Source organism: Nocardia sp. NBC_01388, assembly GCF_045040085.1.
In the GTDB taxonomy this organism is placed as follows: Bacteria; Actinomycetota; Actinomycetes; order Mycobacteriales; family Mycobacteriaceae; genus Nocardia.
In genome coordinates, this window is sequence record NZ_CP109553.1 from 4490465 (window position 1) to 4516289 (window position 25825).

The following is a 25825-nucleotide window of genomic DNA, read 5'->3' on the forward strand; positions in this document are numbered from 1 at the left end:
TGTGTCCTGCCGACTTACGGTCATGCGAGCCTGGTGATCTCCACCACGACTTCGAGATCGGTCGAGCCACTCCCGCTGAAGATACCTTTCAGAGGCGGCACATCCGCGTAATCACGCCCGACACCAACTGAAACGTGTTGCTCCGTGACGGGGATATTGTTGGTCGGGTCGTAACCCCACCACTGCCCCGTCCAGGCCTCCACCCAGGCGTGCATCTGCCCGGCGACGGTATTGCCCACTTCGGCAGCGGGATCGGGGTGGAAATAGCCGGAGACGTATCGGCTGGGAATCCCCATGGTCCGCAACAGCAGCAGGGTCAGGTGCGCGTAGTCCTGGCATACGCCTTGCCTTTCCGCGAAAGCCTGTACGGCCGAGGTGTGCACGGAGGTGCTCCCGGCCAGGTAGGTCATTTCCTGATGAACCCATTCCGCCGCGCGCACAACGGCTTTGGCGGGCGGAACGCCGCGCGAGAGCTGCCGCGCGATCGGGGACAGCCGGCGCTCGCGCGGGACATATTCGGTGGGCGAGAGCAATTCGTCGAATCGGTCGACGATGTCGTCGCCGCGCAGCTCCTCCCACGACAGTTCCTCGGCGGGGCCCGCGAACGGCTCGGTCTCCACCACCGACGCGCTGGTGATCTCCAATTCGCTGTGCGGAGCGTGCAGATCGAAGGCGGTCACCGCGGTGCCCCAGTAATCGACGTAGCGGAAGGAGCGGGTCGAGGGCACGGTCTCCACCCGGTTCAGGATCACGTTCTGCCGGCTGTCCGCGCGCGGGGTGAGCCGCGCCTCGTTGAACGAGCGGGAGACCGGCGCGTCGTACACATAACCGGTGGTGTGCACCACTCGCATCCGCCAGCTCATATCGTCTCCTCCACCAGAACGCCGTTACGGCCGTGCAGACCGGTCCAGGCCACCCAGGTTTCAGCGTGGAAGTACTGCAGCGCCACCGCTTCCCCGACCTCCCGGCAGGTCTCCTGCAACCACAGCAGCCGGGCAGGCAGATCCTCGAGCAGTACGGCGGCCGGCAGGAACTCCAGTTCGCTGCGGGCCCGGCCGAGTAGTCGATGAGCTTCCTGCCGGGCCGCGAATCGGCTGTTGGGGCGCTGATCCAGTTCCTGCAGACAGGTTTCCGCGACCCGCAGGGAATGGAAGACTGAACGCGGGAAAAGCCGGTCCAGCAGAATGAATTCGGCGATCTGATTGGCGTCGAGCACACCGCGCTGGGTGCGCAGATACGGATCGTGCGCACCCGCGGACCGCAGCACGGTCACCCAGGCCGGGGAGGAGGTGCGATCTCCCGCGCGCGAAAGCAGCAGGCGCACAGTCATATCGACGCGCTCGATGGAACGGCCCAGGAGCAGGAAGCGGTAGCCGTCGTCGCGGCTCAGCGTCGAATCGGAGAGTCCGGCGAACATGGCCGCGCGGTCGGTGATGTAGTGGCAGAACTCGTGCGGGCCGAGCGCCCGCGCGGCTCGTTCGGCCGCGGCCAGGCCGTTATAGGTGGAATTGAGACATTCCCACATTTCGGTCGAGGCGACTTCCCTTGCGCCCCGGGCATTCTCACGGGCCCGGCTGACGGAATCGACAATGGAGCCGTCATGCTCTCGGCCGAAGGCGACCAGCTCGGTCACCGACCACACATCGAGTTCCTCTTCGGGAGATTCGATGCCGAGTACCCGCAACAGCACCCGGGATGTTCGATCCGGGTCGACCGTCGCCTCCTCGAGCAATTGATGCACCGCCACATCCAGGATGCGCGCCGTGTACTCGGCGCGTTCGACGTAACGGCCGATCCAGAAAAGAGATTCGGCATTGCGCGCCAGCATAATTCGACCGCCTAACGTATTACTTCACCTGCTCAGCAGCGCCGTTGCTATTGCTGTTGTTGACTTGCCCGAGTGGGCGAGGGTTCTCGCGACTGCTCACGATCACGCGAGATGTGCTGTTCGCTCACCAGCTGGGTGCCGGCCAGTTCGCGCTCTTCCACGGAGGTTCTCGGGGCCAGGACCCAGGTGTCCTTACTGCCGCCGCCCTGGCTGGAATTCACCACCAGGGAACCGTCGGGCAGCGCGACACGGGTCAAACCGCCCGGCAATACCCAGATATCGTCGCCGTCATTGACCGCGAAGGGGCGCAGATCCACATGCCGGGGCGCCAGTCGGCCACCGATTTTGCTTGGCACCGTGGACAATTGGACCACCGGCTGGGCGATCCAGCCGCGCGGATCGGCGCGCACCTTGCGGCGCACGGCATCCAATTCCTTCTGACTGGCGTCGGGACCGATGACAATGCCGTACCCGCCGGAGCCCTCCACCGGTTTCACCACCAGTTCGGCGACCCGGTCGAGCACCTCGTCGCGCTCGTCCGGTTCCCAGCAGCGATATGAATCCACATTGGGCAGAATCGGTTTCTCGCCCAGGTAGTACTCGATGAACGCGGGCACATAGGTGTAGACGAGTTTGTCGTCGCCGACACCGTTGCCGACCGCATTGGCCAGCACCACCGTGCCCGCGCGCGCCGCATTCAGCACGCCCGCGACGCCCAGCATCGAATCCGGCCGGAACTGCATGGGATCGAGGAAGGTGTCGTCGATGCGGCGGTAGATGACATCGACCTGCCGCTCCCCCGCCGTGGTGCGCATATAGACGGTGCTGTCGCGGCAGAACAGGTCTCGGCCCTCGACCAATTCCACGCCCATCTGGCGGGCCAGCAGCGAATGTTCGAAGTAGGCGGAGTTGTAGACGCCGGGGGTGAGCACCACCACGGTCGGATCGGCCTCATTGGGCGCGGCGGCCGCGCGCAGGGCGCGCAGCAGATGGCTGGGATAGTCGCCGACGGCCCGCACCCGGTGGGACGCGAACAGATCGGGGAACACCCGCGCCATGGTGCGGCGGTTCTCCATCACATACGACACCCCGGACGGGGAACGCAGGTTGTCTTCCAGCACACGGAAATCGCCGTGCTCATCGCGGACCACATCGATGCCGGCGACGTGAATGCGCACACCGTTGGGCGGCACCAGGCCGGTGGCCTCGCGGTGGAAATGCGCGCACGAGGTGACGAGCCGCTTGGGGATGACCTGATCGCGCAGGATGGTCTGCTCGCCGTACACATCGGCCAGAAACGCCTCGAGCGCCCGCACGCGCTGTTTGATGCCGCGCTCGAGTTTGGTCCATTCGGTGGCGGCTATTACCCGAGGTACCAGATCGAGCGGGAAAGGCCGCTCCTGACCGGACAGCGAGAAGGTGATGCCCTGGTCCACGAAGGCACGGGCCAGCGCCTCGGCCCTGGCCGCCAGATCGGATGCGTCGATGGTGGCCAGGGCGGCATAGATGCCCTTGTAGGGAGCGCGTGCCCGTCCCGTGGGGTCGAACATTTCGTCATAAGCCTCGGCGTAGCGGCCGGGCCGGTATCCCGCGAAGACACCCACCGCCGCATCGTCGGTCTCGACGCGGCCGTTCGAATGGTGAGCGGCCGCGGCCGATCGTGCGGCTGCAGCGGGGGTCATGCCAAAATGGTCCATCACGCAGGAGCGACACGCAGTTGGACCGGGGTAAATTTCTCGCATCAGCCCCATTGCGAACGGGGTCGATTTCATGCCCGAGTCGTTGCCTGGTAACCTCGTTCGTCGGTGCTGCGCTACGACTGCGTAGTGCGCCCGGAGACTTTGCTTCCCGCATAAACCACCAAACGAAGGAACACGAGGAAACACGCGTGGCCAACATCAAGTCCCAGATGAAGCGGATCCGCACCAACGAGGATGCGCGTCTGCGTAACCAGTCGGTCAAGTCCGCGCTGCGTACCTCGATCCGCAAGTTCCGCGAGGCCGCTGCTGCGGGCGAGAAGGACAAGGCGATCGAGCTGCTGCAGTCCGCGAGCAAGAGCCTCGACAAGGCTGCCTCGAAGGGCGTCATCCACGCCAACCAGGCCGCCAACAAGAAGTCGGCGCTGTCGCTGGCCGTCAACAAGCTCGGCTGATTTCCTTCTACAAGGTCAGCTGACAACCCCGGTATACATATCGGGTAAATATTGCTTCGAACAGCCGCCGTGGCTTTGACGACCACGGCGGTTTTTGTTGTATGTGTGACATTTGCTCTGGGAACTTGCTGAGCCGGGCGGTTCCCGGGAGGATGGCTGCGACTGTCGGGGGCATTCGATACCACCTGCGTTGGGAGTTCTCTTGTCATCGGTACGCCGCATGAAATCGTCTTGGAACCGTGGTGCTGTGGCCGCCGGAGCGGTCGCGGTCGCGCTGACGACCGGGCTCGGGGTTGCCGCTGTCGGTATGAGCGGTACGGCCGCCGCGCGGCCGATCGGGCCGTTCGATGTGGGCGGGGCGATCGAGGTCGAGTACGACCAGGCCGGGGGGCCGGGCATGTTCGGCGATCCGACGAGTCCGGAGAGCGATGCCGCGGCCGGCGGCAAGAAGCAGGACTTCACCAACAGCATCTCGATCTACTGGACACCGGCAACCGATGCGCATTCGATCGGCGGCGCGATCCGCGACAAGTGGCGCGCGCTGGGCTCCGAGTCCGGGGTGCTGAAGTACCCGACCGTCGATGAGGGCGCGACCGGTAAGCCCGGCCGTTTCCAGCACTTCCAGGGCGGGTCGATCTACTGGTCGATCGGGTCCGGCACCCACATGATCAACGGCACCATTCGCGACAAGTACGCGGCCGTCGGCTGGGAGAACAGCCCGCTGGGCTTCCCCATCTCCGATGAGGCCAATACCAATAAGGGCGATGCCCGCTACATGATGTTCGAGGGCGGCGCCATCTACTCCTCGCAGAAGGCCGGCACGCACATCACCTGGGGCGCCATCCGCGACGAGTGGGTCCGCAACGGCGCCGAGAACGGCCGCTACGGCTACCCGACCGGCGACGAATACGACTACAAGGGCGGCAAGGCCCAGGACTTCAGCGGCGGCAAAATCACCTGGTCGCCGAACAGCTAGGCGGATTCGCGAAGGTCGAGAATGCGGGCCAGCGCGTGTTCGAGGGCGTAGTTGGTGTCGGCTGCACCGCCTTTGACGTCAGCGTTGAGGCCCGCGACGATCTGCAGGGCCGCACCGATGGTGACGCCGGTCCAGCCGCGGGCCTGGGCCTGCGCCTTCTTGACCTTCCACGGCGCCATGCCGAGATCGCCCGCGAGTTTGAACGGATCACCGCGGCCCGCGGAGCCGACGCGGGCGATGGTGTGCACGGAATCGGCCAGGGCATCCGCCAGTAGGACCGCGGGGACACCGCGGTCGGTGGCCCAGCGCAATGCCTCCATGGCGGCCGGACGATCGCCGGAGACGGCGAGGTCGGCCACGTCGAAACCGGTCACCTCGGCCTTGCCCGAGTAGTAGCGGTGCACGGCGGCCACATCGATCTTGCCGCCGGTATCGGCGGCCAACTGGGAAGTGGCCGCGGCCAATTCGCGCAGTTCGGAACCGACCGATTCGATGATCGCCTGGACGACATCGGACGAGACGCGCACATTCGCGGCGCGGAATTCATTGCGCACGAACTCGACTCGCTCGCCCGCCTTGGTCAGCTTGGCGGCCTGATGCACCACCGCACCCAGTTTCTGCAGTGCGGGAACCATGGCCTTGGCGCGACCGCCACCGGTGTGCACCACCACCAGCACCGCACCCTCCGGGGGTGAGGCGGCGGCGTCCAGGACCACCGCCACCGCATCCTTACCGGCCTCGGCCGCCGACTCCAGCACGATCACCCGCTCCTCGGCGAACAGCGACGGGCTCAGCAGCTCAGCAAGTTCCGGGGTGCTGGCATCGCCGGCCCGCAACCGATCCACCGGCATGGAATCCGGATTCTCGGAAGCGGCCCGCGCCTGCGCGGCAATCGTCGATACCGCCCGCTCGATCAGCAGTTCCTCATCGCCGAGCACAAGATGCAGTGGTGCGGGTCGTTGGCTCACGCCCCGATCCTACGAGCCCGCCCCGACAACTCCCGCACCCGTCACACCACCGCGCTCCGAGTCCCACCCCAATCCTGCCGAACCACCGCCCGACTGGACTATATCACCGCCCAACTGGGCCAAGCCACCGCCCAGCTGGACCCAGCGCCCCCAAATCGGACCGAGGCGCCCCGCCAGACCGAGTCACCGCCCGACGGAACCAGAGCGCCCCAGCCGGACCGAATCACCGCCCGACAGAACCAGAGCGCCCCCGCCAGACCGAATCACCGCCCGACAGAACCAGAGCGCCCCCGCCAGACCGAATCACCGCCCGACAGAACCAGAGCGCCCCCGCCAGACCGAATCACCGCCCGACAGAACCAGAGCGCCCCCGCCAGACCGAGTCACCGCCCGACAGAACCAGAGCGCCCCCGCCAGACCGAATCACCGCCCGACAGAACCAGAGCGCCCCCGCCAGACCGAATCACCGCCCGACAGAACCAGAGCGCCCCCGCCAGACCGAATCACCGCCCGACAGAACCAGAGCGCCCCCGCCAGACCGAGTCACCGCCCGACAGAACCAGAGCGCCCCAGCCGGACCGAGTCACCGCCCAGCTGGACCCGATCGTGTCCGGCCCGCCGAGTCGGACTCGATTGCCGGGCCGGACTCGACTGTGGGACCGGACTCGATGGTCGTGCCGTGCGAGCGCGGGCGTAGTGCCGCGATCAGGAGGGCGCACAGCACTGCGGTGATGAGGCCGGAGCGGATTCCGGTGGGTAGTGCGACCGAGGCGCCGAGTGCGGCTGCCCGATCTGCGACGGTGAGCAGCCACCACAGTGGTGGCGAGGTGCAGTGCAGGACGAACGCCGCGGGCGGTGACCAGAGGCAGGCCAGTAGCGCGCCCAGCGCGCCGAGCACGGTGATCGGCGCAATGACCGGTTCCACCAGCACATTCACCCCTATGGCGACCAGGCTGAGGTGCCCGGTCATGGCGATGACGACCGGCGTGGTGACCACGAATGCCGCCGCCGCGACGGCGAGACCGTCCGCCGGAATGCGCCACCACCCGTGTGCCCGAAGCCAATCCGACCATCCGGGCGCGAGCACGATCAGCCCGGCGGTGGCCAGGACCGACAGTGCGAACCCGGCATCCACCGCCAGCGCGGGCGACCATGCGAGCAACCCGATGATCGCCGTGCAGAGTGCGGGCAGCGCCTGTTTGCGGCGGCCCGTACACAGGGCGAGCAGCGCCACCGCACCCATGACCGCAGCCCGCAGCACGCTCGGCGAAGGCCGCGCCAGAATCACGAACATCACCAGGGCAAGCCCCGCCACCACCGCGCCCACACGCGGATCGACGGTCAGCGCCCGCATCGAAACCAGCACCGCCCCAAGGAGAATCGTGATATTCGCACCGCTGACAGCCGTCAGATGCGCCAGATCGGTTTCCTCGAAGTTATCCCGCACCCGTTCGGTCAGCCGCGACGTATCACCGATGACCAGACCCGGCAGCAGTCCCGCCGCATCATCGGGCAGCGCCCGCTGAGCCGCATCGGCAAAGTGACCGCGCACCCGCCCCGCCACCCGCTGCCACCACGGCGGCTCCCCCACCGATACCGGCGGCCCGTCCGCCCGCAATACCGCCACCGTCAAATCCGAACGCCACGGCGGACTCACCTTCGCCCGAAATTCCACCTCCTGCCCCGGCAACAACCCCCGCCACCCCGCCTCCGGCGCCATCACCACCACCGCTCCCCCGGCCCGAACCACTTCCCCGCCTTCCCGAAACTCCACCAACTCGGCCCGCACCATCACCTTCTTTCCACCGAACCTCTTCTCCGCCAGCGCCTTCGGATCATCCGAAGCCACCGCTCGCACCCACACCCGCCGCCCACTCGCCACCTCGTGCAGCGGATGCCCCGCCACCAGGTACTCCTGCCAGGCCCCCGCCGCCGCGAATCCCGCCCCGACAACCACCGCCGCCAATACCACCCACACTCCCCGCGCACTCCGCCCACCCGCGGCCCGCCGAATCACCAACCCCCACAACCCAACCGCCGCCACCCCACACCCCACCGTCAACACCACCCCCGCCCGCCACCCCACAATCACCGCGACAATCGTTGCCCCCCAACAACACACCGTTGAGGGCACCAACCGCGCATCCAACTCCTCCGGCACTTCCACCGGACCTCGATCCTCCCCCGGCAGCTCCACCGGCCCTCGATTCTCCCCCGGCCGTCTGCCGCCAACCGCCGTCATCGTGGGACCCCCACTACAGCCCAGCCCGGGGAGGAGCACGATGCGGCCCACGCGCTCCGATCCCACTGCCGCTGCGACGTTCTCGGTGCCGGGTCGTACTCCCCGGTGCACTCTGACCACCTGCGGCGCCCCCGGCGAGCAGCGACACCACGGCACCAGGCTCTCCGGCTGAGGACGATCCGACAGCGAACTGACGTCCATCGCCGAACCGGCAACCGAGTGCGGCCGAGCGAGAACTGTCGCCGCCGACAGCGCGATCGCAGGTACGGGCTCCGTGTGCGGGCGCGATGGGCGGTCATATGGTCACCGCGGTGCGGAGGCGGGCGAGGCGGGAGGGGCCTATGCCTTCTATTTCGCCGAGTTGGTCGACTGAGGTGAAGCGGCCGTGGGTGGTGCGCCAGGTGAGGATGGCGCGGGCGGTGACGGGGCCTACGCCGGGGAGGGTGTCGAGCTGGGTTTCGGTGGCGGTGTTGAGGTTTACCTTGGGGGCGGGACCGGAGGCGCGGGGTGAACCTGAGGCGGTCACGGTGGCAGGAGCGGGACCGGCGGCATTGACGACGGTGCTGCCGACCTGCTGCCGGCCCGGGCGGGGGCCGTTGCGGCCGATGATGAGTTGGTCGCCGTCGCAGAGGTGCTGGGCGAGGTTGAGACCGGACAGGTCGGCTTCGGGGCGCGGTGCGGCCGCTCGAATCGCATCGGCGATGCGGGCTCCGGAAGGGAAGCGGCGCAGACCGCCGTGTTCGACCAGGCCCACGACGCTGACAACAAGTTCGCCGGACGATGCCGGATGTCCGTTGATATCGGTCGGCGCAACGCCGGCAGGTCCCCGGTCACCGCCGGATGCCTCCGGAATGGGTGCCCCTCCAGGCAAATTCGGTCGGCCGGTCGGCGCGACGCCAGCAGGCGCAGCACCATTGGACACAGCGCTACCCGGTCCAGCGCTACCCGGTCCAGCGCTACCCGGTCCAGCGCTACCCGGTCCAGCGCTACCCGGTCCAGCGCTACCCGGTCCAGCACTACCCGGTCCAGCACTACCCGGTCCAGCACTACCGGGTGCAGCACTACCAGGTCCAGCGCTTTTCGACGAAGCCCCCGGTGCCGGATTTCCCGCACCCTCTCCCGAGCCGGACTCCGGCTCTGCCCCCGCGCTCTCCCCGGCCACCGCAATCGGCGGAACCGCCTGTGTCACAGGCCTTTCTTGATACGACATCAGGGCCGTCAGCACGACAACGAGCGCAGCAACGGCCGCGAGGATCAGCACTCCGCGCGGGCCCGGATCCCATCTGGTACCCCGGAAGCGTTCCGGCACCAATCGCTCGTGCCACAGTGAGACGCTGCCGCATGGCTCCGACAACCAAGCGGGCGTGGACGATTCGCGCGGCGGTTCCGGCTCGGTGTCGGCGGCATCGTGCTCGAACCCGTCCGCGCGACAACCTGCCGCGGCAGGCGCCGAGCTCGGCGGATCGAGCGATTCCGCGTCCCAGCGCGGCGGATGCGCCGCATCCGGGCTGAATTCCGGGACAGCGCCGGACGGTTCGGACAGGCCGCCGAGACGGCGGCGGACCTCGGTACGTTCGTCGGTTCGTGGCATGGGGCCCACGGTATGACCGGAGCGAGTTCGGCCGACGACGCCGACCTGGGCTTTCGCCGAGCCTGTGGATAACGAAAGTGGTTGTGAAAAACCAGATTCCGCCCGGGCGATCCGCACCGGCAGATCGCGCTGACCTGCACCGTCAGCTGATCAGCCGCAGCCGCCGGGAACAACCAGCGCACCGACAGCGCCCATCCCGAGATGCACTCCGAGAGTCGGACCGAATTCGGCGACGATGAGCTCGCGAATACCCGGAATGAGATCGCGGAGCTGCGCCGCGATGGTATTGGCCGACTCCTCGGCGCCGAGGTGCTGAACCGCGACCGCGGCGCCGTCCTCACCCGCCGCATCCACCGCTGCGGCAATAAGTTTGGCGAACGCCTTGGACCGAGTCCGCGCCTTCTCCCGCAACTCCAGCCGGCCTTCGACAATCTGCAGAATCGGCTTGGTGACCAGCTCGGTACCGAAAAATGCCGCAGCCGAACTCAGCCGACCGCCGCGCCGCAGCTGTTCGGTCCGATTGACCACGATGAACGCGCGACCGCGAGCGGCAGCGGCCACCGCCGCGTCGTACACCACATCCAGAACCGCACCGCCACGCGCGCGGCGTGCGGCGGCCAGCACCGGCAGCCCGGTACCCAGCCCCGCGCTGAGCGAGTCCACCAGGCGCACCCGGTCCCCCGCGTCCATATCGCGAATCGCCTGCCGACCCGCCTCCCACGTACCCGAGAGCTGCCGCGAAATATGCACGGCGACAACACCATCGCCCTCGCTCAGCTCCCAGGCCCGCTCGTACACGGCCTTCAGATCGCCGGGCGAGGCGCCCGAGGTGGTGACCGTGGAGGACCCGTAGTCGATATCGCAATCGTCGATACCCTCCCGGATTTCCCGGTCATCCACGAGTACGTGCAGCGGTACCGCGAGCACACCCAGTTCGGCGACGAGATCGGCGGGCAGACTGGCCGACGAGTCGGTGACAACCACCACGGTCATCGGCCGGCAGACCCCTCGCGCACAACGCCTTTCATACAGTCCGGACCTCGCGGGCGGAAACCTCGGAGAGCACCTTGACCATGGCGCGGGCGACGGCGCTGTGGCCCTCCCAGCCCCAGTGGATGCCGTCCGGGTTGGATTCACCGTTGAAGACGTTGTCGTACACGGCTTCACCGAGATCCACCAGCGGGATCGACTTCTCGTCGGCCCAGGCCTGCACGGCCCGCACCATGGGATCGCGCCCGCTGTGATGACGCGCGTACGCATCACACTGGTGGACGGAGGGCAGCACCGCGATCATCGGCAGCTCGGGTCGCAACCCCGCCAGCGCATTTCGCGACTGCTCGAGGTAGTCGACGCTGACCGCCGGCGGCAAAGCCACCGGCCAGCCCAGCGGAGAAAGCTTGGGCTGCACCCAGTTGTAGACGTTGCGCACCTGCCGCCGCACGGAAGACGGTCGTACATAACGGATCAGCTCGCGCAGCGCGGTCGGTAGCGGCGAGGGCAGCGAATCCATGCCGGCCGTCGCGAATACGACGGCGCCGGCGCGCGGCACGGTCGCCCAGACCCGCGGATCGCCGATGAGTGCCCAGTAGGCGTCCCGGCAGGTCCAGCCGATGCGCGCGACCAGCTCCACATCCCAGCCGAGTTCGGCCGCAACAAGATTCGGCCAGATGCGGGGATGGTCCGCGGCCAGTCCGCCCTTGGGCCCGAAGTAGGACAGTGAGTCGGCGATGACGAGCAGCACCGGCCGCTGAGCCGGTTCGGCCTCGATCGGCTCACTGCTTTCCGCAGCCGCGGGTGCGCCGAAAAGCGTGTCCGGCACCGCCCGGACCTTCGTCACCTCGGAGACCTGCCGCAGCAGTTCGTCGGAGACTTGCCGTTCGGGATTGTCAGAGGACATCAGGAGCTACCTTCGCCAGTGCGTTCCACACATCCAGGCGCCAGCCGGGCCGATCGATGCTCGGACCGTGGCTGGTGAGCTGCACCCAGCTGGTGTTGGCGAGCCCGCCCAGGGCCGGCCAGTTCACCGGCGGGAGTTCGAGCAGCGCCGCGGTCAGCGCCGCGATCAGCCCGCCGTGCGCAACCAGGATGATGGTACGGCCGGGCCAGTCGGTGCGCTCGGTGAGCAATTCCTGCACCAGGGGCAGCGCGCGAGCGCCGACCTGCAGTTTGGATTCGCCGCCCGGCGGGGTGAAGGTGGCGTCGAGCCGCCATTCCTTGCGAGCGCCCGGGGAGATGGCGTCGACCTCGCGGTGGGTCAGACCCTCCCACTGGCCGAGGTCGGTTTCGCGCAGCCGGGTGTCGGTGACAACCGGGAGACCCGCGTGTTCGCCGACGCAGAGCGCGGTGTCGTGAGCCCGCCGCAGATCCGAGGCGACAATGGCGATGACATCGCTGGTCGCCATCTCAGGTGCGCAGTCCTTGGCCTGGCGCCGGCCGACTTCACTGAGTTCGGTGTCGATCTGGCCCTGCATGCGGTCGGTGGCATTCCATTCGGTTTGCCCGTGGCGCAACAGGATCAACCGGCGGACGCCGGCAAGCTTGCTCACTACTCGGCCCCGGCCTCGTCGTCTCCGGCCTCGAGAGCATCGGTGTCGGTCGCCTGAGCCTTGGCGCGCTGATCGTCGAGTCCTTCGACGGGCACCTGCGGGCAGTCCTTCCACAGGCGATCGAGGCCGTAGAAGTCCCGCTCGTCATTGTGCTGGATGTGGATGACGATGTCGGTGTAGTCGAGCAGCGCCCAGCGGCCCTCACGCGTGCCCTCGCGACGCACCGGCTTGTGCCCGGCTTCGCGGAGCCGGTCCTCGATATTGTCAACGATCGCGTTGACCTGGCGCTCGTTCGGCGCGGAGGCGATCACGAAGCAATCGGTGATCACCAACTGCTCCGAAACGTCCAGAATCACTACGTCCGTTGCCAGCTTCTCGTCGGCCGCCAATGCGGCCACCGTAGCCATCTTCACGGCTTCGACGGTTGCGCTCACCCTGCTACCTTCCCGTTGCTTTCCGGCACGTAGAGGTGCCGCTTAGATATGTATTGCACGACCCCGTCGGGGACGAGGTACCAGACCGGCCGGCCTTCGCTCGCCCGCCGCCGGCATTCACTGGACGAGATCGCCAGTGCGGGGATCTCGATCATGGTGATGGCGTCGGCGGGGAAGTCGCTGAGGTGTTCGGCCAGGTGGTCGATGTTCAATTCATACCCAGGCCGGGTCACTCCCACGAATTTCGCCAGCTCGAACAGTTCCGCCCAATCCTGCCAGGTGAGGATGCTGGCCAGCGCGTCGGCACCGGTGATGAAGTACAGATCCGCGTCCGCGTATAGTTCTCGCAGCTCACGCAGGGTATCGACGGTGTAGGTCTTCTTCCCGCGCTCGATATCGGCGCGGCTCACGGAGAAGCTCGGATTCGACGCTGTCGCAATGACCGTCATCAGATAGCGGTCCTCGGCGGGGCTCACGTACCGGTCGGCCTTCTGCCACGGCTGACCCGTCGGAACGAACAGCACCTCGTCCAACTCGAACCGATCGGCAACCTCACTGGCCGCGACCAGGTGTCCATGGTGGATGGGGTCGAAGGTGCCGCCCATCACCCCCAGCTTGCGGCGCCCTGTCGTATGCACAAAAAACGAGCTTACCGGGGGCGAATCCAAGTGTTACGCGGCGGCGGTCCACTCCGGCGCTACCTCGCCCGAAACCCCTGCCACGACAACGCTGTGCGCCGCCACACCGACACCCGCGGACGGCGTGTCAGCCCGTGCCACCAGCGTCCCCGCACCCATCATCAGCGCGACGAACGCCAGCGCGATCAACAGATAAGCAATGAACTCTCGCATCATGTCGGCTCCGAAACACCAATGCGCCGAACAACCTCGACGACCCCCTAAGTGTCGAGCCCGAAACCTACGGTTTCCTTAAAGCCCGCTGGCAGTGACCAGCGGATTCACAGCTCAGCCAATCTGCCTCGCGTCCACCGGAATCCGCCCGGCCCCCGTCGGCGCGGGCAGCGCTCACTGTCCGGGCAGGGCGGGCTTCGTCTGTCCGTTCAGCGCACTGAGTTCGCGGAGCAGACCCGCGTTGTCGTCGTCCGTCGTCTGGTAGGCCTGAGCCGCCTGCACGACCTGCTGGGCGTTGGTGTCGAGATCGGTGATGAAGCCGTTCATCTCACCATGCAGCTTGTTCGCGAATTCGACCAGCTTCGCCCCGGTCGTGAAGCCGGGGTTGTCCTTCGCCGCATCGGCTTGAGAGTCGAAGTACTGGTTCGTCTTCGTGAGGGCTTCGGCGGCGATGTCCGACAACTGCTGACCGGTATTACGGACATTGTCGGGCTCAACATAAAGATCGTCGTCACTCATCGAAGCCTTCTCTCCAACGGGCTCGGGCAGGGCTCTTCCGGTACCGGTTTATTGTTGGATTCGAAACCGCCCCACACGGTCAGTAGATAGAGCGCTACCGCTGCGAAGAATATCAACAACCCCACAGCAATCCACCTGGCTGCCGGAGACCGCGTCTTGATCGAGACTGCCAGCGCGCTCGCGACCGCCAACACAAATATGGCGGTTATTACATACAGGTAAGTACGCTCGGCCGGGTTGTATGGGCCGATAACGCAACCCTCGCCCGACCAAACGCCCGTGCGTTGTCGGACAATGCGGATACGGAGGGCAAGCAGAACAACCATCGCCATGGTCAACGTTATCGGCAACGCGACCCAACGTCCCGCCCTCACCAGGTCACCTTAGGCTGCACAATTTCAACTTTCTGCTGTCCCAAACCCTCTTGGAATTCAGGAAGACGGCCGTTGAGTGGATAGTTCTTCGCATCGTCCGAGTGTTGGGTGTACAGCACCTGACCATCGGGCAGTACTCCGGTCACGATGACCGTGTGGTGCGTTTCGCCGGGATGTGGGTTGTCCGCAGTCTGAGCTCCGGTGTAGTACATGAGATCGCCCGGGCTTGCATGATCCGGAGTGACGACCGTGCCACCGTTGCGGAGGAAGAAGTCGTGGTTGCCTTGTGCGCCGCCCCACGACTTGGTGTGGGTATATCCCGGGGGCATCGGATCGCCGCCGTCGCCATTCGTTCCATCGCTCCATCCGTCCTTATCGAAGTGGCGCGGAATCAATCCGAACATGCTCTCCTTCTGCCTCATTCCGCCGCCATACTTGAGGGCGTTCGAAGCGAAGTTCGTGCAATTATCCAAGTTGGACCAGTCCATCGACGACTTGTCCCAATTATCCAGCGCGTAGCGCACCGTACCCACCGAGCTGTAACCGAGGTCGGGTCTGTCGATCGCCTTCTTGGCCGAGTCAGGTATCCCCGGAATATCGTAAATTTCCGTCGGACAAGCCCGCGACAAGTCATACTGCTCTTGCCGTGTAAGACCACTCCACCATTTGGCCACCTCGTCCGGCGACAACCCGTCCGGTATTGTGTCACGTAATTCCTCGAGCGCCTTTTTGGTGTTGTCCGCCTGAATTTTTTGCGCATCGTCGCGTGTAATCTTCGAGATATCAGCATTATTCGCATCGGCCAGGGCTTGGGCGCAGAGCGCATCGGCCTGGGTAGCAGCCTCGATCGCATCGTTGATGAGCTTCTGCGAGTCGGTGTGCGCCTTGGTTTTACTGGCCATCTCATCCTTCGGAACGTTGGATGGCAGTGCGACCGCACCGGTGTTCGGATCAACCGTCAGTCCAGCAGCCTCCGCTATCGAGATGCCGTTGTGAAGTTCGTTCTGCGCGATTTGGACCGCATGGTCGAGAGTGTCCAGCGGATCGACTGCCGATCGTGCCAGGATCGCGGTCACCTCAGCCTGATTCGCAACCTGCGTGAGCACGTCGCGGGCCCGGCCGTATCCCTTGCTCGTCCAGCTCTGGTCCAACGGCTTCACACCGTTGTCGTGAATATCGTCCTTGATCCGCTCACACTGCTTCGCCGCCGCGAGAATGTCGTCGGCGGCCGTCGTCCACGATGCGGGTTTCGCATCGCGGAGTTCAGCGAACGTGACCACGACCTTGCCTCACAGCGTCTCCCCAGGCTCATCCGGACCGCCCCCTGTGCGGTCGCCTCCGGCAGCCTATCTCGTTGCAGCGACTAACGAGCGATGCGACTGCTGGTCAGACCGGCGGGCGCTTGGACTTGGGGAGCTTGTTGCGAAAGGCTTCGTAGGAGGCGTCGATCAGTTCGTGTAGTTCGTCGACGGGGACTTTGCCGCCGATATTCACCCTGTTCCAGCCGAAGCGGCCGATATGGGAGGACGGGGTGACGTCTTCGGGGTAGACCGCGACGAGTTCGTCGGCTTCCTCGCGGGTGCGGCCGAGTTTGAGGCCGATGGATTCGCCATTGCCGAGGAAGGCGAAGACCTTGTCGCCTACTTTGGCGACTACGTCGCCTTCCCAGGGTTCGTCTTGCCAGGCACCGGGTTTGGCGAGGCAGTAGGCCAGGATGTCTTCGTTGAAGAACTCTGCCATCGGATGCTCCTCAGACGGGGAGTAGGCGGCCTACTACGGCGGTGAGCTGGCGGGCGGAGCGGCATTCGTGCATTTCGATTATTTCGGCGTATTTCTTGGCGGCGGAATCGCCTGTGCCCCACATTTTCTCGGCTTCCGGGTTCAGCCAGTAGGCGTGTTTCGCTACGCTCACCAGCTGTTCGAGGGTGGCCAGGGCGGGGTCGCGGTAGTTGTTGCGGGCGTCGCCGAGGATGAGCAGGGAGGTGCGGCTGGTGATGGCGTCGGGGAACTTTTCGGCGAAGCCCTCCAGGGCCGAGCCGTAGTCGGAGTGGCCTTCGATGCCGACGACGTCGGCTTCGGTGAAGATGCGCCGCGTTATTTGATCGAGCGGCGTGGTGGGGTCGAACAGGTGCGTGACCTCGTCGGCGCGATCGACGAAGGCGAAGATGCGGACGCGGGAGAACTGTTCGCGCAGCGCGTTCACCAGCACCATGGTGAAGCTGGAGAATCCGGCCACCGAGCCCGAGATATCGCAGAAGAGCACCAGATCGGGGCGGCCCGGACGGGGCTTGCGGGTGATCAGATTGATGGGTACGCCGCCGGTGGACATGGATTTGCGCAGTGTCTTGCGCAGGTCGATTTCGCCGCGGCGGGAGCGGCGACGGCGGGAAGCCAGGCGTGAGGCCAGAATTCGGGCCAGGCGCTGACTGCTGCGGCGCAGATCGTCGAGTTCGTTCTGCGAGATGCGCAGGAAGTCGGCGTCCTCGGCTTGGCGGGCGACGCCGTAGGTGGCGACACGTTCGCGCCCGATGCGTTCGGCAACCCGGCGCCGGGTTTCAGCCTCGACGGTGCCGCGGAACGATTTGATGCGCTGCCGCGCGGTGCGGCGGGCGACCTCGGTATCGAAATCGGAATTGTCCATACCCGCGGTAAGCCCGGCGATCAGCTTGGCGACGAGAATCTCGGGCTGCAGATCCTTGAGCGCCTGGTATGCGGAGAAGGACTCCCCGCTGGCGCCCTGGTACTGACCCATCTGCTCGACCATCTGCGCGGCCAGCGCCTGCAGCTGCCGTTCCTGCTCCGGCGAGGGACTCTGAACGAGCAACTCCGCCAGCATCTTCCGCAGTTCGATAATGTCAACCGCGCCGTCCGGCTTGTACGGAATCTCGACTTCCTCGGCCCCGAGGCGCTCACCGAGCGCGGCCGGGAACCAGAGATCGAAAAGCCCGTCGTAGGTGGCGCGCTGGGTGGTGCGGCGCAGCACCGCGCAGGCCAGCCCCTCGCGCAGCGCCTCCCGATCCATCAGATCGAGCACGGTCATCACCTGCGCGGCATCCACCGTTTCAGACGGCCCCACCGGAATTCCCCTGGCGCGCAAGGCTTCCACGAACCCGACCAGATGCCCGGAGATCCCGTACTCGGCGGCCGGCCCGGGCACAGCGGCGGGTTTGCTCCCGGGTGCGCCCGCGATCACGGCGCGTTTGGCCGCGGACACCAGCCCGCGGGATTTGTTCGATCCACCGCCGGCCATGGCCTCAGGCCAGCTTCAACTCGGACTGGGCGCGCACGTGGTCGGCCTGATGCTTGAGCACAACTCCGAGCGTGGCGCGCACGGTCTTGTCGTCGAGATCCTTGACGCCCAGAGCAAGCAAAGTCCTTGCCCAGTCGATGGATTCGGCGACCGACGGTAGCTTCTTGAGCTGCATACCGCGCAGCACATGCACGATCCGCACCAGCTGTGCGGCCATGGCGGGCTTGAGCTCGGGCACCCGGCTGGCCAGGATGCGGCGCTCGAGATCCTCATCCGGGAAGTCGATGTGCAGGTAGAGGCAGCGGCGCTTCAGTGCCTCCGACAGCTCGCGGGTGGCATTGGAGGTCAGCACCACGAACGGCTTGCGGGTGGCGGTGATGGTGCCCAATTCCGGCACGGTGACCGAGAAGTCGCTCAAAACCTCGAGCAGCAGACCCTCGATCTCGACATCGGCCTTATCGGTTTCGTCGATGAGCAGCACGGTCGGCTCGGTGCGGCGGATGGCGGTCAGCAGCGGCCGCGAGAGCAGGAACTCCTCGGTGAAAACATCGGCTTTGGTTTCCGCCCAATCGTTTTCGGAGGTGGCCTGAATGCGCAGGATCTGCTTGGCGTGATTCCACTCGTAGAGGGCCCGCGCCTCGTCCACACCCTCGTAGCACTGCAGGCGCACCAGTTCGGCGCCGGCCACCTCGGCCACGGCCTTGGACAGTTCGGTCTTGCCGACACCGGCCGGGCCCTCGATGAGCAGCGGCTTGCCGAGCCGGTCGGCGAGGAAAACCGAAGTGGCGGTGGCCTTGTCGGCCAGATAGCCGGTTCCGGCGAGGCGCTCGATCACATCGTCGACCGACGAGAAGATCGGCTCCTGGATGGGTGCTGCGGTAGGAGCCACGGGTGCTGCCCTTTCTTCGTATGTTCTAGACAGCCCGGATGTGGCCGTCGCCCCACACAATCCATTTGGTGGAGGTCAGTTCCGGCAGGCCCATGGGGCCGCGGGCGTGCAATTTCTGGGTGGAGATGCCGATCTCCGCGCCGAACCCGAATTGTTCGCCGTCGGTGAAGGCGGTGGAGGCGTTGACCATAACGGCGGCGGCGTCCACCCGGTTGGTGAATTCGCGGGCGGCCTCGAGATCGCCGGTGACAATGGCTTCGGTGTGGCCGGTGCCCCACTGATTGATGTGCTCGATCGCGGCATCCAGATCGGGGACGACCTTGAGCGCGATATCGAGGGACAGATATTCGTCGGCCCAGTCGGTCTCGGTGGCGGGCACCAGGCCGGGCAGGTCACCGTGAATGGTGACGCCCTTGTCCTCGAGGGCCTTGATCAGTCGCGGCACCGCGGTCTCGGCGACGGCGGCGTCGATGAGCACCGTCTCGGCGGTATTGCACACGCTCGGGCGGCGGGTCTTGGCATTGATCAGAATGGCTTCGGCCATCGCGAGATCGGCGTCCCGGTGCACGAAGATATGGCAGTTGCCGGTGCCGGTCTCGATGGTCGGCACCAGCGCGTCGCGCACCACGGCATTGATGAGCCCCGCGCCGCCGCGCGGAATGACCACATCCACCAGCCCGCGCGCCTGGATCAGATGCGTGACGCTGGAACGATCCTCGGCGGGCAGCAGCTGTACGGCGTCCTCCGGAAGCCCCTGCGCCGCAAGCGCTTCCCGCAGGACCGTCACGAGCGCCACATTGGATCGGACCGCCGAGGACGAACCGCGCAGCAGCGCCGCATTACCGGACTTGAGCGTCAGCCCGAAGGCATCGACGGTGACATTCGGGCGCGCCTCGTACACCATGCCGACCACGCCGAGCGGCACCCGCACCTGCCGGATTTCCAGGCCGTTCGGCAGTGTGGAACCACGCACCACATCGCCCACCGGATCCGGCAGACCCGCGACCTGACGCAACCCCGACGCGATCCCGTCGATGCGGGGTTCGGTCAACCGCAGCCGGTCCAGCTGGGCCTCCGCGGTGCCACCGGCGCGCGCGATCTCGATGTCCTCGCCATTGGCGGCCAGCAGCCGATCCTTGGCGGCGAGCAGCGCATCGGCTGCGGCGTGCAGCGCGGCGTCCTTCTGTGCGGTCGTGAGCTGGGCGAGCGTGCGCGACGCCACCCGGGCCCGGCGCGCCGCGGCGTGCACCACCTCGCGGACGTTGTCCAGTTCAGTGGTGGTCGAAGCTGTCATGGGTACAGCCTACTTTCCGAGTCGAACCGGCCATTCGGCGAGTTCGGTGACGCTATCGCGCCATTGCATCATCACCCGGAAGGAACAATGCGCGACGGTGGGGCCCCGGAATCCGCAGGGCTCACCGGATTCGATCGAAGTACCCGCTGCCCACCGGCGGGATACGGTGCAGAGATGACCGCGAGCATCAGGCTGTCTTCAGCTGCCGGACGTTGGGTTCTGCTGGCCACCGTTCTCGGATCGGGAATGGCGATGCTGGATGCGACCGTCGTCAATGTGGCGCTGCCCAAGATCGCCGACGAGTTCGAATCGTCGATGGCCGGGCTGCAGTGGACGATCAATGCGTACGCCCTGACCCTCGCGGGGTTGATTCTGCTGGGCGGGGCGCTCGGGGACCGGTTCGGGCGCCGGCGAATGTTCCTGATCGGGGTGGTGTGGTTCGCCATCGCCTCGGCGCTGTGCGGTGCGGCGCAGGATATTTCGATGCTCATCGCGGCCCGGGCCCTGCAAGGGGTCGGGGGCGCATTGCTGACGCCCGGATCGCTGGCGATCATTCAGGCCTCGTTCCTGCCCGGGAATCGCGCGCGAGCAGTCGGCGCGTGGTCGGGTCTGGGCGGCGTGGCCGGAGCCATCGGGCCGTTCGTGGGCGGGTGGCTGGTCGAGTACGCCGGGTGGCGCTGGGTGTTCCTGCTCAATATTCCGCTGGCGGCGGTGGTGGTCGCGGTCACGGCGCGGCATGTGCCCGAGACCCGGGATGCCAACGCGCACGGCAGGTTCGATGTGCTGGGCGCGGCCATGGCGGCGCTGTGCCTGGCCGGAATCACCTATGCGCTCACCATGATGTCGGAGCAGGATTCCAGCCGGGCGCTGGTGGTGGGCAGTGCGATAGTCGGCGTGGTGGCGGGCGTCGTCTTCGTCCTGGTCGAGCGGCGGCGGTCGGCCCGGGACGACGGGCCGCAGCCGATGGTGCCGGTGGATGTCTTCGGCTCCAAGCAGTTCACCGCGATCAATGCGGTCACCTTCGTCATGTACGGCGCCATGAGCGTGGTGTTCTTCCTGCTGGTACTCACCCTGCAGGTGGTCGGCGGTTTCAGTCCGATCGCGGCGGGCACCGCCATGCTGCCAGGCACGGTGCTGATGCTCTTCTTCTCGGCCCGCTCCGGCGCGCTGGCCCAGCGGATCGGACCGCGCAAGCCGATCACCCTGGGCGTACTGCTGGCCGCCGCGGGCATGCTGCTCATGACTCGAATCGGCCCGCACTCCTCCTATATCGGAGTTGTCCTGCCCGCCGCCATCGTTTTCGGCATCGGTCTGACCCTCGCGGTGGCCCCGCTGACCGCAACGGTCCTGGCCACCGCCGACGAACGCCACGCGGGCGTCGCCAGCGGCGTCAACAACGCGGTCGCCCGCGCGGCGGGACTGCTTGCGGTAGCGGCCATCCCGCCCCTGGCCGGCCTCACCGGCGACGCCTACACCAACCCCTCGAAGTTCGAACACGGCTTCCGCATGGCCCTGCTGACCTGCGCCGCCCTCATGATCGCCGCCGCCGTCCTCGCCTTCCTCGCCGTTCGCGACGACGCCCTGAGCACCGCCCCGCCGTCGGCAGCCCCACAGTGCAAGGTGCACTGCGCCATCGGCGCCCCGCCTCTCGAACCCGACCACGTTGTGCCGGGAAGTGGCGAAGCGAGAGCACCGAACACACCCGAGTAGGCCCGCTGGTCCTGAACTCGCGGGCGACACACTCGCGGCGGGCGGGGATCGGAGGGCGCTCGTCTAGGGTCGCGGTTATGGCGCGGATTGTGGTGGTGGGCAGCATCAATATGGATTTGGTGACAACCGTGCGGCGACGGCCCGAGCCCGGGGAGACCATGCCCGGTGAGGGGTTTGCGCTGGTACCGGGCGGGAAAGGGTCGAATCAGGCGATTGCGGCGCGGCGGGCCGGGGCCGAGGTGACGTTCGTGGGCGCGGTGGGCGACGACGTGTTCGCCGAGGAACTGCGGCGGGTGCTGCACGATGCGGGGGTGCGGGTTTCGCGATTGCGGCGGGTGGCCGGGCCCAGCGGGGTCGCGGCGATCGTGGTGGACGGCAATGGCGAGAACAGCATTATCGTGGTGGGTGGGGCCAATTCTCGGATGACCGAATTGGACGACGCGGACCTCGAAGCCATCGCGGCGGCGGATGTGCTGCTGTGCCAGTTGGAGATTCCGGTGCCGACCGTGGTGGCCGCGGCCCGGCACGCGCGCGCCAATGATACGACGGTGGTGCTCAATCCCTCACCGGTGCAGGAGCTTCCGGCCGAATTGTGGGGCGAGGTTGATATCGCGGTGGTCAATGAGGGTGAGGCGGCACAGCTCGGATCGGCCTTGGATGCGGTGCCGCATGTGATCACCACGCTCGGCGCGGACGGCGCGATCTACCGTGGACCGGACGGCATTACGCTGCCCCAGCCCGGTGTGCGGGTGAATGTCGTCGATACCACCGCTGCGGGAGACACTTTCACCGGAGCGCTCGCCGCGCACTGGCACGAGGGTCCGGAGATCGCACTGGCCTGGGCGAGTACCGCGGGCGCCCTCGCGACTACGAAACTCGGTGCCAGCGCATCGATTCCGACCCGCAGTGAGATCGAACGGCTGCTGTCACGCTGATTCGCTCGTCGCGCTGATTCAGGCGACGGGCTTGCCGGTGTACATGCCGACCAACTCCGCCATCTGCTTCCCGGCGCGCTCGAGCGGATCGGTCGATCGGGTCGCCAGCGACATGATGACCGCGCCCTCGACGGCCGCCACAATGGTGGTGGCGAGCGAACGAGCCGCATCGGGTTCGACGGCCTCGGCTTCGAGGCGATCGGCGAGGATTCCCTCCCACTCGAGGAATGTCGTTCCCGCCACATCCGCCGCCTCCGGCGATTCGCTGCGCCCCAAAGCCGCGGCCACGATCGGACAGCCAGCCGAGAAATCACTGGAGACCACGACCTCCCGCCACATGGCCGGGAAGGCAGCGATGACGGTGGCCAGATCCGCGCCCGCGGTGAGGGTGCGCATGAGTGCGCTGGAGGCCTGCCCCGCGGTGCGGGTGGCCTCGGCGACGAGTTCGGATTTGCCGCCCGGGAAATTCAGGTAGACCGAGCGGCGCGAGATACCGCTGTGCTCGAGTAGCTGCGATATGCCGGTCCCGGCGATGCCTTTACAGCGCATGAGAGCAATGGCGCTGTCGATGAGGCGGTCGCGCGCTCCCATGGGGGTATTCCCTTCCTTGCTGTATACCGATCGGTGTACTACCGTTCCAATATACCGATTGGTCTACCGCCGAGTGTAGACCGCCGCCCAACCCACTCGACGACGATCGGGGCCCAGCCGTGACGACCCTGCACGATCCCCTGCCGCTGGCCAGTGGCCAGGTACTGCCGAACCGGATTATGAAATCAGCCCTGAGCGAGGGGCTCGGCACTCCCGATAACGCCCCCGGCGAACGGCTGGAACGACTCTACGCGCGCTGGAGCGCCGGTGGGTACGGGTTGATCGTCACCGGCAATGTGATGGTGGACAGTCGGCATTGCGGTGAACCGGGCAATGTGGCCATGGAGGACGAACGGCACCTCGGCGCGCTCACCCGCTGGGCCACGGTCGCCAAGGCGGGTGGCAGCAAGGTGTGGGTGCAGCTGAATCACCCGGGCCGCCAGGCGAATCCGCTCGTCACCCGGACCCGCACGGTGGCGCCGTCGGCCATCGGCGTGAGCATTCCGGGCATACCCGCCCCGCGCGCGCTGACCGAGGACGAAATCCTCGACATCATCACGCGTTTCGGCACCTCCGCCCGAATTGCGGAGGCTGCCGGTTTCGACGGCGTGCAGATTCACGGCGCCCACGGATACCTGGTGTCGCAGTTCCTGTCGCCGCGCTCCAACCAGCGCACCGACGACTGGGGCGGCGACCCCAAGCGCCGCATGCGCTTCGTACTCGAGGTGGTGCGCAGCATCCGCGATGCGGTGAGCCCCGGCTTCGGTCTCGGCATAAAGCTCAATTCCGCGGACTTCCAGCGCGGCGGCTTCACCGAGGACGAGTCGCGCGCCGTGATCGAGCAGTTGTCCGCCGAACGCGTGGACATGATCGAAATCAGCGGCGGCAGTTACGAATCCCCCGCGATGCTGGACCGTCCGAGCACGGTGCCGGACAGCACGCGGGCGCGCGAGGCGTACTTCCTGGACTACGCCGAGTCGGCGCGTGCCGCGGCGGGCAGCGTACCGATCGCCGTCACCGGCGGATTCCGTTCGCGCGCAGCCATGTCGGAAGCGGTGGCCACCGCCACCTGTGACATGGTCGGCCTAGGCCGACCGACGGCCGTCTTCCCTACTGCCGCAGCGGATCTGCTCACCAATGGCACCGAAATGCTGCGGCCCCCGGCCATTACGCTCGGCCTGCCCCCGCGCTTGGCCGCCAATTCCGGCCTGAAGGCCTTCGACGGCGCACTCGATCTACAGTGGCACACCGATCAGCTGCACATTCTCGGCGCGGGCAATGACCCCGACCCGGATCGTTCGCCCTGGCGCACCGCCGTCACCATGGTGCGCCGCAATGGTTTCGACGCCTTCCGCAGCAAGCGCTCCCCCGCCCCGCGCAATACGACCGCCCGCGAGGCCCGCAAATTCCAGCGCGAACGCGCCCTCGGCCGCTACGTCATGAACCCGGCCGTCCGCGCCCTCGGCCGCATCGGCGTCCGCACCGCCCTGGCCGCCGAGCTCGAGACCACCGGCCGCAAATCCGGCCAACCCCGCATCGTCCCCATCTCCCTGCTCTTCGACGAATCCGGCGCCTGGGGCATCTGCCAGCACGGCCTCCGTTCCGGCTGGGGCCTCAATATCTCCGCCGACCCGAATGTCCGTGTCCGCCAGGGCAATCGGTGGCGCACCGGCACCGCCGTCCTCCTCCCGGACGACGACGTGGATGCCCGCTCCCGCACCTTCGCACCCCACCCCCTCCTAGCGCCCCTGGCCCGCACCGCCTTCGCCGCCCTCGAAACAACCCCGGTCACCGTACGAATCACCTTCACCGACCGCTGATCACGACAAAGGCACTATTGCCGCGACCGTTGCATCGCTGACTCCGGCCGTCGAACGGGCAGAGTCAGCGACGAATATCGCGCTCGCGAAGCTCTTTCATCACGCTCGAAACAGTGGTGAAGTCGTTGTCCGTATGCAACACGATGAGGTCGTGGTGAACAGCGGTCGCGCACAACACCAGGTCCACCACGCCAGCAGAACGATGCAGGCCGCGCTGCGTCAGTTTGTACTGAGCGGCGTCAACCCACCGCCACACCGACTTCGGCACCGACACCGGTTGACACAACTCATCCAGGGCATCGGCCATCTCGTCACGATGCGCCGGCCCGGTAGCGGAGTAGAGAAACTCGGCCCGCGTAGGTTCGCACATATACAGCGAGCCGGCCCGAGCAGGCTCGCGCCAGGTTTCAGCAGCCTCGGGGTTTCGGAAGATATGCCACAGCGCGGATGTGTCGACCAGGTAGCCGATCACTCGGTGGGCTCCGAGTTCAGCTCTCGTTTCCACGCCGCTTTTGCGGCCGCATGAGCACTGGCAGCCTCATCGAAGTCACCGCGCTGACCCATTTCCAAAAGTTTGTCGAACGCCTCGACCCGCTTGAGCTGCTTGGCGTACTCACGTAGCGCAGTGTTGACGGTCTCCTTCTTTGTGGTCGTTCCCATGAGACGCATCGCCTCGTTCAGTGCGTCATCATCGAGGTCAATCTGGGTTACGGTCATGACCTACCTCCGAATGTTGATGACATACACGAATTATGTACACCATCACCATACGCGCCCGATTGGAATCAAGGCTCAGTCCGTCTCTCGACCGCGCAGCGTCCACGAGCGCCGCGTGAGCAGAGACGGGCTGCGCGG

26 protein-coding genes and 1 pseudogene are annotated in these 25825 nt (G+C 66.5%); 6 read left to right on the plus strand and 21 right to left on the minus strand.

Annotation, left to right across the window (positions count from 1 at the left end; translation table 11 throughout):
* Positions 1-20: 20 nt before the first annotated feature.
* The 3 genes from OG716_RS22140 to OG716_RS22150 are packed head-to-tail and all read right to left on the minus strand — an operon-like array spanning position 21 to position 3510.
* Positions 21-863, minus strand: coding sequence for a transglutaminase domain-containing protein (locus OG716_RS22140; RefSeq protein ID WP_405132690.1), 843 nt, complete (start codon positions 861-863; stop codon positions 21-23).
* A complete protein-coding gene (locus OG716_RS22145; RefSeq protein ID WP_405132691.1) occupies positions 860-1828 on the minus strand; it encodes an alpha-E domain-containing protein in 969 nt (322 codons plus the stop codon). Before OG716_RS22145 ends, OG716_RS22140 begins: the two co-directional genes overlap by 4 nt.
* 47 nt (positions 1829-1875) lie before the next feature.
* Complete coding sequence (locus OG716_RS22150; protein WP_405132692.1) at positions 1876-3510, minus strand: circularly permuted type 2 ATP-grasp protein; 1635 nt, start codon at positions 3508-3510, stop codon at positions 1876-1878.
* 206 nt (positions 3511-3716) lie between these two features.
* On the opposite strand from OG716_RS22150, the gene rpsT reads away from it, so the two are divergent.
* Positions 3717-3980, plus strand: coding sequence for a 30S ribosomal protein S20 (rpsT, locus tag OG716_RS22155; protein ID WP_327144554.1), 264 nt, complete (start codon positions 3717-3719; stop codon positions 3978-3980).
* Positions 3981-4200: 220 nt separating this feature from the next.
* The gene (locus OG716_RS22160; protein WP_405132693.1) at positions 4201-4956 is read left to right on the plus strand and encodes an LGFP repeat-containing protein; all 756 of its coding nucleotides are present in this window, start codon (positions 4201-4203) and stop codon (positions 4954-4956) included.
* Here the strand turns inward: OG716_RS22160 and holA are convergent.
* The 15 genes from holA to OG716_RS22235 all read right to left on the minus strand — a co-directional run bounded on the left by holA (position 4953) and on the right by OG716_RS22235 (position 19914).
* The gene (gene holA, locus OG716_RS22165) at positions 4953-5924 is read right to left on the minus strand and encodes a DNA polymerase III subunit delta (RefSeq protein ID WP_355123448.1); all 972 of its coding nucleotides are present in this window, start codon (positions 5922-5924) and stop codon (positions 4953-4955) included. The genes OG716_RS22160 and holA overlap by 4 nt on opposite strands.
* Before the next feature lie 583 nt (positions 5925-6507).
* Positions 6508-7896 carry a ComEC/Rec2 family competence protein gene (locus tag OG716_RS22170; RefSeq protein ID WP_405132694.1) on the minus strand — a complete coding sequence of 463 codons (1389 nt, stop codon included), beginning with the start codon at positions 7894-7896 and terminating at the stop codon, positions 6508-6510.
* A gap of 565 nt (positions 7897-8461) precedes the next feature.
* Positions 8462-8920: a ComEA family DNA-binding protein gene (locus OG716_RS22175; RefSeq protein ID WP_405132695.1), complete on the minus strand. Its 459-nt coding sequence runs from the start codon at positions 8918-8920 to the stop codon at positions 8462-8464.
* A gap of 987 nt (positions 8921-9907) precedes the next feature.
* The gene (locus tag OG716_RS22180; protein WP_405132696.1) at positions 9908-10750 is read right to left on the minus strand and encodes a DegV family protein; all 843 of its coding nucleotides are present in this window, start codon (positions 10748-10750) and stop codon (positions 9908-9910) included.
* Between the two features lie 31 nt (positions 10751-10781).
* Positions 10782-11654, minus strand: coding sequence for a diglucosylglycerate octanoyltransferase (gene octT / locus OG716_RS22185; protein WP_405132697.1), 873 nt, complete (start codon positions 11652-11654; stop codon positions 10782-10784).
* Entirely contained in the window at positions 11644-12303 is a 660-nt protein-coding gene (locus tag OG716_RS22190; RefSeq protein ID WP_405132698.1) for a histidine phosphatase family protein, read from the minus strand. The genes octT and OG716_RS22190 overlap by 11 nt, the downstream gene beginning before the upstream one ends.
* Complete coding sequence (gene rsfS, locus OG716_RS22195; protein ID WP_355123436.1) at positions 12303-12737, minus strand: ribosome silencing factor; 435 nt, start codon at positions 12735-12737, stop codon at positions 12303-12305. The genes OG716_RS22190 and rsfS overlap by 1 nt, the downstream gene beginning before the upstream one ends.
* Positions 12734-13375 (minus strand): nicotinate-nucleotide adenylyltransferase, encoded by a 642-nt coding sequence (gene nadD / locus OG716_RS22200; RefSeq protein WP_355123434.1) that lies wholly within the window; start codon positions 13373-13375, stop codon positions 12734-12736. The genes rsfS and nadD overlap by 4 nt, the downstream gene beginning before the upstream one ends.
* A 33-nt stretch (positions 13376-13408) precedes the next feature.
* Entirely contained in the window at positions 13409-13588 is a 180-nt protein-coding gene (locus OG716_RS22205; protein WP_405132699.1) for a hypothetical protein, read from the minus strand.
* A 174-nt stretch (positions 13589-13762) separates the two neighbouring features.
* Positions 13763-14107, minus strand: coding sequence for a type VII secretion target (locus OG716_RS22210; RefSeq protein WP_405132700.1), 345 nt, complete (start codon positions 14105-14107; stop codon positions 13763-13765).
* Positions 14108-14477: 370 nt separating this feature from the next.
* Entirely contained in the window at positions 14478-15761 is a 1284-nt protein-coding gene (locus tag OG716_RS22215) for an amidase domain-containing protein (RefSeq protein ID WP_405132701.1), read from the minus strand.
* Between the two features lie 106 nt (positions 15762-15867).
* Positions 15868-16221 (minus strand): MmcQ/YjbR family DNA-binding protein, encoded by a 354-nt coding sequence (locus tag OG716_RS22220; RefSeq protein ID WP_405132702.1) that lies wholly within the window; start codon positions 16219-16221, stop codon positions 15868-15870.
* 10 nt (positions 16222-16231) lie between these two features.
* Complete coding sequence (locus tag OG716_RS22225; RefSeq protein WP_405132703.1) at positions 16232-17731, minus strand: vWA domain-containing protein; 1500 nt, start codon at positions 17729-17731, stop codon at positions 16232-16234.
* A 4-nt stretch (positions 17732-17735) separates the two neighbouring features.
* A complete protein-coding gene (locus OG716_RS22230) occupies positions 17736-18620 on the minus strand; it encodes a MoxR family ATPase (RefSeq protein WP_297627443.1) in 885 nt (294 codons plus the stop codon).
* A gap of 25 nt (positions 18621-18645) precedes the next feature.
* A complete protein-coding gene (locus OG716_RS22235) occupies positions 18646-19914 on the minus strand; it encodes a glutamate-5-semialdehyde dehydrogenase (protein ID WP_405132704.1) in 1269 nt (422 codons plus the stop codon).
* A gap of 174 nt (positions 19915-20088) precedes the next feature.
* Here OG716_RS22235 and OG716_RS22240 point away from each other — a divergent pair, with 174 nt between their 5' ends.
* Together OG716_RS22240 and OG716_RS22245 are read left to right on the plus strand one after the other, a co-directional pair.
* Positions 20089-21624, plus strand: a complete 1536-nt coding sequence (locus OG716_RS22240) for an MFS transporter (protein ID WP_405132705.1) — start codon at positions 20089-20091, stop codon at positions 21622-21624.
* Positions 21625-21701: 77 nt separating this feature from the next.
* Positions 21702-22559, plus strand: coding sequence for a ribokinase (locus tag OG716_RS22245; RefSeq protein WP_405132706.1), 858 nt, complete (start codon positions 21702-21704; stop codon positions 22557-22559).
* 18 nt (positions 22560-22577) lie between these two features.
* Here OG716_RS22245 and OG716_RS22250 read toward each other — a convergent pair whose 3' ends face one another.
* Positions 22578-23150, minus strand: coding sequence for a TetR/AcrR family transcriptional regulator (locus OG716_RS22250; RefSeq protein ID WP_355123420.1), 573 nt, complete (start codon positions 23148-23150; stop codon positions 22578-22580).
* Positions 23151-23269: 119 nt separating this feature from the next.
* On the opposite strand from OG716_RS22250, the pseudogene OG716_RS22255 reads away from it, so the two are divergent.
* Both OG716_RS22255 and OG716_RS22260 read left to right on the plus strand, forming a co-directional pair.
* Positions 23270-24238, plus strand: a pseudogene (locus OG716_RS22255) (NADH:flavin oxidoreductase/NADH oxidase family protein); the annotation flags it as partial.
* A 351-nt stretch (positions 24239-24589) separates the two neighbouring features.
* Complete coding sequence (locus OG716_RS22260) at positions 24590-24970, plus strand: nitroreductase family deazaflavin-dependent oxidoreductase (protein WP_355123835.1); 381 nt, start codon at positions 24590-24592, stop codon at positions 24968-24970.
* A 64-nt stretch (positions 24971-25034) separates the two neighbouring features.
* Here OG716_RS22260 and OG716_RS22265 read toward each other — a convergent pair whose 3' ends face one another.
* Both OG716_RS22265 and OG716_RS22270 read right to left on the minus strand, forming a co-directional pair.
* A complete protein-coding gene (locus OG716_RS22265) occupies positions 25035-25442 on the minus strand; it encodes a PIN domain-containing protein (RefSeq protein WP_405132707.1) in 408 nt (135 codons plus the stop codon).
* Entirely contained in the window at positions 25439-25687 is a 249-nt protein-coding gene (locus OG716_RS22270) for a type II toxin-antitoxin system VapB family antitoxin (protein ID WP_405132708.1), read from the minus strand. The genes OG716_RS22265 and OG716_RS22270 overlap by 4 nt, the downstream gene beginning before the upstream one ends.
* Between the last annotated feature and the right edge of the window lie 138 nt (positions 25688-25825).